This is a genomic window from Marinobacterium marinum, assembly GCF_013868415.1.
GTDB lineage: Bacteria > Pseudomonadota > Gammaproteobacteria > Pseudomonadales > Balneatricaceae > Marinobacterium > Marinobacterium marinum.
Genome location: NZ_JACEMT010000038.1, coordinates 79,229 through 86,960, shown reverse-complemented (window position 1 = coordinate 86,960; position 7,732 = coordinate 79,229). Strand labels below are relative to the sequence as shown.

8 protein-coding genes are annotated in these 7,732 nt (G+C 54.5%); 1 reads left to right on the top strand and 7 read right to left on the bottom strand.

Going from position 1 to position 7,732, the window contains the following annotated elements:
- Positions 1-353 precede the first annotated feature (353 nt).
- On the bottom strand, positions 354-998 hold the full coding sequence (gene pyrE, locus H1S06_RS04815; protein WP_181737773.1) for an orotate phosphoribosyltransferase: 645 nt from the start codon (positions 996-998) through the stop codon (positions 354-356).
- 171 nt (positions 999-1,169) lie between these two features.
- Here pyrE and H1S06_RS04810 point away from each other — a divergent pair, with 171 nt between their 5' ends.
- On the top strand, positions 1,170-1,943 hold the full coding sequence (locus H1S06_RS04810; protein ID WP_181737771.1) for an exodeoxyribonuclease III: 774 nt from the start codon (positions 1,170-1,172) through the stop codon (positions 1,941-1,943).
- 40 nt (positions 1,944-1,983) lie between these two features.
- On the opposite strand, the gene H1S06_RS04805 is transcribed toward H1S06_RS04810, so the two are convergent.
- The 6 genes from H1S06_RS04805 to H1S06_RS04780 all read right to left on the bottom strand — a co-directional run bounded on the left by H1S06_RS04805 (position 1,984) and on the right by H1S06_RS04780 (position 7,728).
- Positions 1,984-3,294, bottom strand: a complete 1,311-nt coding sequence (locus H1S06_RS04805) for a TRAP transporter large permease (RefSeq protein ID WP_181737769.1) — start codon at positions 3,292-3,294, stop codon at positions 1,984-1,986.
- Entirely contained in the window at positions 3,287-3,790 is a 504-nt protein-coding gene (locus H1S06_RS04800) for a TRAP transporter small permease (RefSeq protein ID WP_181737767.1), read from the bottom strand. The genes H1S06_RS04805 and H1S06_RS04800 overlap by 8 nt, the downstream gene beginning before the upstream one ends.
- 80 nt (positions 3,791-3,870) lie before the next feature.
- Positions 3,871-4,968: a TRAP transporter substrate-binding protein DctP gene (gene dctP / locus H1S06_RS04795; RefSeq protein ID WP_181737765.1), complete on the bottom strand. Its 1,098-nt coding sequence runs from the start codon at positions 4,966-4,968 to the stop codon at positions 3,871-3,873.
- A gap of 171 nt (positions 4,969-5,139) precedes the next feature.
- Positions 5,140-5,706, bottom strand: coding sequence for a LuxR family transcriptional regulator (locus H1S06_RS04790; protein ID WP_181737763.1), 567 nt, complete (start codon positions 5,704-5,706; stop codon positions 5,140-5,142).
- A 31-nt stretch (positions 5,707-5,737) separates the two neighbouring features.
- A complete protein-coding gene (locus tag H1S06_RS04785) occupies positions 5,738-6,538 on the bottom strand; it encodes a 3-hydroxybutyrate dehydrogenase (RefSeq protein WP_181737762.1) in 801 nt (266 codons plus the stop codon).
- Between the two features lie 23 nt (positions 6,539-6,561).
- Positions 6,562-7,728, bottom strand: a complete 1,167-nt coding sequence (locus tag H1S06_RS04780) for an acetyl-CoA acetyltransferase (protein ID WP_181737760.1) — start codon at positions 7,726-7,728, stop codon at positions 6,562-6,564.
- Positions 7,729-7,732: the final 4 nt, after the last annotated feature.

Below are 7,732 nucleotides of genomic sequence, written 5' to 3'. Positions count from 1 at the left end.
GCGCGTTGAGTCGGCAGGAGGAGGTTGGCCGCCGTCAAATCGACATGGGAATCCCACCAGGGGTCTGTACGGGTTTTATCCTGAAGCCGGTATCAGGGATACGTGGCAAGAGCTGTAGATACGCCGTATGGCGTCTGGCGTGAGGACAAAGTGAAGTGCTAAAAGGCAGGGAAAGAAGGGCCCCGACACATCCATTGTTAGGGGCCCTGTCACCGACATCCTTGTCAGCCGCTGCATACTCCGATGCAGGCGTTGAGGTACCGAGACTCCACTCAGCTAGTCACGTCCTGTGAACCTCGAAAGTATAATAACCATTCGCTCTTGACGGTCATATAGGAAAAATTCCTAAATGTTCATTCAATGCCGTATTGTTCGCGGTAAGCCCGGATGGCAGCCAGCTCCTGTTCCATGTTGCCCCGGGATTCCAAGTATGAAATCAGGTCACCAAGACTGATAATACTGATAACCGGCATGTTGTAGTCACGCTCGACTTCCTGGATGGCTGACAACTCGCCTGTGCCCTTTTCCTGTCGATCAAGAGCAATCAGGGTTGCTGCAGGCTGTGCGCCGGCCTGGTCGATGATTGCCATGACTTCCCGTATGGCTGTACCTGCAGTAATGACATCATCAATAATCAGTACACGGCCTGCCAGCGGGGCACCGACCAGATTGCCGCCTTCACCGTGATCCTTGGCTTCTTTGCGGTTGAAGACGTAGGGAACGTCCTTGGCATAATCGTTCGCCAAGGAAACACAGGTTGCGGCAGCCAAGGGAATACCCTTGTATGCGGGGCCGAGCATGACGTCATATTCCACCCCGGCATTTTCCAGCGCCGCGGCATAAAAACGGCCAAGTTTGGCTAGAGCCTGGCCAGAGTCAAACAGACCGGCATTAAAAAAGTAGGGGCTTTTGCGGCCGGATTTAAGTGTAAATTCGCCAAAGCGAAGGACTTTTTTCTCCAGCGCAAACTCGATAAATTCCCGTTGATAGTCCAGCATGACGTTCTCCGCAGTGGTAATAAAATCATGGCTATGATACCTGCTGCATCGAGTCGCATCCATGCGGGATTTGGCTAGAAAAATTTCAAATTTGGCTGCTCAGTGGGTACAATTCTCTTTTACCTTCCATCCCATATTCGTTCGAATAGGCTCAACGGGGCATAAGACACTATGCGTGTGATCACCTTCAATACTCAGGGTATTGAACAGGCGGCAGACAATGGCTTTTTTGACTGGATGATCCAGCAGGATGCTGATGTGGTATGTCTGCAGAATCTCAAGGCCAAAGAGTATCAGCTGGATGGTGACCGTTATCACCCCGAGGGTTACCATGCGTACTTCTTTGACGCTTTTGAGGATGGATTCAGTGGTGTAGCACTGTATACCCGCCATCTGCCGAAAGCGATCATGACCGGTCTGGGGTTTGAGCAGTGTGATTTCAACGGCCGCTTTATCCAGGCAGATTTTGACAAGGTCAGCGTCAGCTCAATGACGGTTCCATCGGGTCTGCGCAGCGATGAAGCCCAGGCATCCAAGATGGAATACCTAAACCTGTTCATGGGGCACCTGAAGAAAACCCTGCGCAAGCGTCGGGAGTTTATCTTTGCGGGTACGTTCAATATCGCACACCGGCCGATCGACCTGAGCAACTGGTACGTCAATCAGCGTGTTTCCGGCTTCCTGGCTGAGGAGCGGGAGTGGATTGAAGAAGTATTGGGCGAGATGGGCTACGTGGATGCCTTTCGAGAGATCAACAAGGCTGAACGCCAATACACCTGGTGGCCTGATTACAATCGTGCCTGGAACCTGAATGAAGGTGCGCGTCTGGATTATCAGCTCACGACGGCCAATCTGCGCAAAACGGTCAAGGATGCTCGTATCTACCGTGATCAGCGCTTTTCGGAACATGCTCCATTGACGATCGATTACGATATCGATATCTGATATGGCGAGGCGGCCGGCAGGGGCCGCCATCGGTTTCTGTCTACATGTTGTAAGGCAGCCAGGTCGACAGGGCCGGCAGGCAGAACAGAATCACGATAGTGACCAGTTCCATCAGAATGAACCAGGATGCTCCTGAGAATACCTCGGTGAGGGTTGTATCCCTGTCAATACCCGCGATCACATAGACATTCAGTCCTATGGGCGGTGTGATCAGGCCGATTTCACACATTTTGATAGCCAGAATGCCAAACCAGATGGGGTCATAGCCCAGCTCGCTGACAACGGGAAATACGATCGGCAGGGTAATGACGAGCATGGAAAATGCGTCCAGAAACATGCCCATGGGGATGTAGATCACCAGAATCAACGCAATGATCAGCAGGGCGGGCAGCGGTAGGTCGCTGACCAGAGACGACATCATTTGCGGAACCTGGATCAGGCTTAAAAAGAAGCTGTAGATACCGGCACCCAACATGGTCATCATGATCATGACGGTCGTATTGACGGCATCGCGTGAGGAGTGACCGATTGAGTCCAGCTTGTTTTTCAGGCTTTGGCGAGAGCCCAGCAGAAACAGGATAGAGGCAACGGCACCGAGAGAAGCCGCTTCGGTCGGTGTTGCCCAGCCTGTATAAATGCTCCCCAGCACGACAATGATCAGGAACATCAGCTTCCAGGCATGTACCAGCGACTTTAATCGAGGGCGCCAGCCTGCACGTTCTGCGGGCGGGCACATGTCTGGGTGACGCAGTGAAACCAGGAACACCCCCAGCACAAACACCAGCACGGACAAAAGGCCGGGCACTATGCCTGCAATCAGCATCTTACCGGCGGAGACTTCGGTCAGGGCGGCATAAAAGACCAGCAGTACACTGGGGGGGATCAGGACACCCAGCACGCCACCGGCAGCAACACAGCCGGCCGACAGGCGCCGGTCATAGCCGGCGTTTTTCATTTCCGGTAGCGAGATCGAACCGACGGTGGCGGCTGTCGCGACACTTGAGCCCGAGGTGGCCGAAAAACCTGCGCAGGTGAGAATGGTTGATATAGCCAGACCGCCGGGAAGGTGACCACACCAGTGCCTGGCGACATGGAACAGAGACTTTCCGACACCGGCGTGCAAGGCGAAATTGCCCATGATGATGAACAAGGGAATCACGGTCAGAAGGTAGGCGGCCGTTTCATCAAAGGCGAAGGTGCTGAGCACGTTGTAGACGTAGGTAAAATCCTGCACCAGGATAATACCGATAATGCCGGTAATACCGAGAGAGGCAAAGACCGGAATGCCCAGTCCCATCAAAATGAAAATAAGAGCAATGGACAACAGGCCCAATATGATTGGATCAGTCATTGGTCTTCTCCCGTTTGTAACCGAAAGCGAGGGTGGCATGTAGCAGCATCTGAAGGCTGGCCAGTGTCAGGCCAAAGGCGACGATAATCTTGACCCACCAGATCGGCATTTGAAAAATGCCCCAACGGAATTCCCGGTCCATAAATGAGCTGTACGCTCCTTCTATCGATGGGATACTGATGATAGCCAGAAAAACGGCGGCGCAGAGCCAGGCAATGCCTTCCCAGAACTGTTGTATGTGCGCGGGGCGCTTTTCACTGATCAGTGATACACGAATATGCTTTTTGTCACCTTGTGCCCAGAGCAACCCCAGATACACGATGATTGCCATCGAAATTTCCGAGAACTCATAAACACCCGGCAATGGGAAATTGAACAGGCTTCTGGATGTGGCATCCAGTGCGGTGGATAACATCATGAGCAGGATGGCTGCGGCTGCGATGCAGCCGGTAGTATTGGCTAAGCGGGCTTCCCACTTTTTGACTTGTTCCAGCATGCATCACCTCGAGGGGTCGATAATGTGTCTGAAGCAGCCGGTGAAGGTGCTTCAGACGTCAAGGGCAGGTGCATGCCGTGTCAGGCAAGGCCCGTGTAGATCTCATAAGGTGTTTTCAAGCGACCATCGGCGTCGTGTCGCTGGATGGCGGTGGTAATGATGGATTGCATGGCGTGGCCGTCGATACCGGCTTTGCCGGCTACGTTGTCTACCCAGTCATTGACCTGTGTGGGCTGGACCCGTTTGCGGGCCGCCTCAATCTCGGCAGCTTCCCACTGGCTGAACCGAGCCCCTTCATTCATGGCCTTGCGGACACGGTTTTCGGCAATGTCTGAATAGATATCGTGATATTTGTGCTGATAAATCTCCTGAGTCAGCTCATTGACCACCGCCTTGATGTCATCGGGGAGAGCATTCCAGGCATCAATACCGATAACGGTTGCGGAGGGGGCGTGGGGGCCTGAGCCGATCTCGGTGATGTAAGGGGCCGCTTCATGCAGGCCGTAACTGATTGCGGTGATGAAATCGAAACCGAAAGCGCCATCCAGAACGCCGCGCTCCAGGGCCGAGTAAACCTCGGGAGCGGCCATTGGAATGGCTCTGCCGCCTAGTTTTTCTACCACATCCGTTCCGACTCCGTAACCACGGATGCGCTTGCCTTTCAGGTCTTCGATACTGTTGATCGGCTCACGGGTGATGAGTGGGCAGTAATACCAGTTGGTCCAGTAGAGGACTTTGGCCTTGTGGCGAGATTCCCATTCCTGGCGCAGTGGCGTGTATTCGTCATAGACATCACGGCACACCTTTAGCAGCGCATCGGCACGGTTCATTTTGTAGTACCACTCGAGTCCTCGTGTGGTAGGCAGGTCGCTCTGATAGTAACCGGGGGCAATCAATGATATTTCGGAAATGTTGTTCTTGATCGCTTTCAGGTGGGCGCCGGCCTTGTTCAGGGACTGGGCCCAGTAGTACTGGATTTCGATCTCGCCATTGGTGCGTTTGACCAGCTCGTCCAGAAACCAGCGGTCCAGCACGGACGGTGATGCATGTTCGGTAACGTAGGAGTCGTATTTCAGGCGCTGGGAGGTCTGTGCCAATACCTGGCCCGGCAGGGTTGTCAGGGTAATGGCGCCGCCTACCGATACTGCACTCAGCTTGAGGAATTCTCTTCTTTTCATTGTATTTTCCTGGCCTGTTTGATTTATTTTTATAATGCCTCATGCCCTGATCAGGCAGATAAGACTGACAGAGACCTGTATCGGGCCCCTTTATTTTTGTGCCTGACTAGCATCCTAACGGCCTTGTCTACTTATCAATATTCGTAGTACTACGTATAGGGTTAGGGAATTTCAGGCCTGGACCTGAATGATTTTCGATACCAGCTCGGCAGTATTGCGGCATCCCAGTTTTTTCATGATCTTGGCGCGGTGGGCTTCTACGGTGCGATGGGATATATCCAGTCGTTTTGCGATCTCCTTGCAGGTATAGCCGTTGGCGATATACCCCGATATTTCGCGCTCGCGTATCGAGAGGTTGCCTTCCTGATCCGGTCGGATATTGATGCGAGTGAAGGTCCAGATGGCGAGATCAAAGGGGGCTGCCGGAGTCAGTGTCTTGCCCTGCGTTTTGCACCAGAACATTTCGCCGTTCTTGCAGCGCATGAACCGCTCATCGATGCAATGGTGCTCCTTGAGCAGCTCCTGATAGCGCAGCTTTCCGATCAGCTCGTAGTCCTCATAGGAGGGGTACATCTTGAGCATGAGTTGGCCGACCAGCTCGTTTTCGGGGTAGCCGAACAGTTTGCAAAAGGCTTGATTACAGGCTTCCACCTGGCGGTGTCGCGTAACGACAATGGCGCAGGGCGCATGCTCGAACGCGACTGACAGAATGTTATCGGACAGAGGTAGCGAGCTCATGTTGTGTCCTCATACGGCTGACTGGGCATACTTACTGGCAGGTCCAGCCGCCGTCAATGGGCAGTGCCGTTCCTGTCATGCTTTGTGCCATATCGCTGACAAGGTATTCCACCAGACCTGCGACCTGTACCGGATCAATCAGCCTGCCGGATGGCTGTTTTTCCCTGACAAGGTCATAGATGGCGGCCTCGCGTGTGCTTTCCAGCTGACGTTGGCGCGCTTCAATTTGAGGTCCCAGCAGAGGTGTATCGGTCCACCCGGGGCAAATGGCGTTAACGGTGATGTTCTGCTCGGCGGTTTCCAGAGCGGTTACTTTGGTAAGGCCGACCAAACCATGCTTGGCAGCGACGTAGGCGGCCTTGTGGATGGAGCCGACCAGGCCGTGAACTGAGGCAATGCTGACAATACGCCCCCAGCCGGATTGACGCATGAGCGGGATGCTGCGCTGCATGCAGCGATAAACGGCGGTCAGGTTGATAGCCAGAATGTTAGACCAGGTGTCCAGAGGAAAGGCTTCGATCGGTGCCGTGTGCTGGATAGCGGCGTTATTCACCAGAATGTCGATGGAAAAGCCATGATCAACGAGATCATCGAACATGGCATCGATTTCATCGACCAGGCTCAGGTCGGCACGGCGGTAGGTGACCCGTGCCGCCCCCAATTCTTCCAATTTGGCATGGAATGAGAGTACGGTGCTGTCGTTACTGTCCAGTCGGTCATGCAGGATGATGCTGTGCCCCTGACGGGCCATGGCGATGCAAATAGCCTGGCCTATCCCCCCCAGGGCGCCGGTTACCAGAACGGTGCGGCTTACTGTTGTTGTTATTGTCATTTTGTATCACCTGTATTTGATTGTTATTCGCTGTCACGTACCAGAATGCTGGCGTAATTGGCCACGGCAAGCCCGCCCATGTTAAAGACGGCTCCCAGCCTGGCCCCCGGAATCTGGCAGCCTCCGGCTTGTTCCAGCAGTTGTCGGGCTGCCATGACATGCATGGATACACCGGTTGCTCCAACCGGATGGCCCTTTGACTTGAGACCACCTGAGGGGTTAATGGGCAAGCGACCATCCTTGTACACCCAGCCCTCGTTGAGAGCACGGGCCCCCTTGCCATAAGGGGTCAGTCCCATACTCTCGTAGATCATCAGTTCCGCGATTGTGAAACAGTCGTGGACTTCGGCAAAGGCAAGATCATCCAGCGTCACGTCCGCATCACAGAGTACCTTTTTCCAGGCCAGGGTCGCACCCTCCAGAATGAGCGGATTACGCTTGCTCATCGGCATGTAGTCGGTCGTATGGGCTCGGGCCAGGAAGCGTACCCGCTGGGGAGCGGCCCGAGAGACGTTGTCGGCCGCCAGTACCAGGGCGGCAGCTCCGTCGGAGACAGGCGAGCAGTCCGTGCGCTTCAGAGGGCCGGACACCACCGGATTACGCTCGGATTGGGTATGGCAAAAATCTATATCCAGTGCTTTCTGAAACTGTGCCAGCGGGTTATGTACGCCGTTGGCGTGGTTCTTGGCCGCGATTTTGGCCAATTCATGGGAGTGGTCCCCGTGGGTGTCGAAATACTGTTGGGCGATCCGGGCAAACAGCCCTGCGAAACCGGCGGTTTCTCCCTGAGCTTCCGGCTGATAGCTGGCACCGAGCAGGCCCTTGCCGATCCGCTTGGCATCAGCCTGCGTCATTTTTTCAGCCCCGATCACAAGTACCTTGCGTGCCAGTCCGCCGGCAATCAGGTTGATCCCCTGATGAATGGCGGCAGAGCCGCTGGCGCAAGCATTTTCGACACGGGTACAGGGCTTGAATCTGAGCCCCGGCAGGGCATTGAGTACCAGAGAAGCGGGAAATTCCTGGTCGCACATGCCGCTGTTGAAGTGGCCGATGTAGACGGCATCAATTTCTTCAGGATCGGTTCCTGATGACTCCAGAGCTTCGATGGCGACCTGAGCAATCAGTTCTTCCAGCGACTGTTCCAGTTTGCCGAAACGCGAATGCCCTGTGCCGATGATGTAGGTATGCATGAGA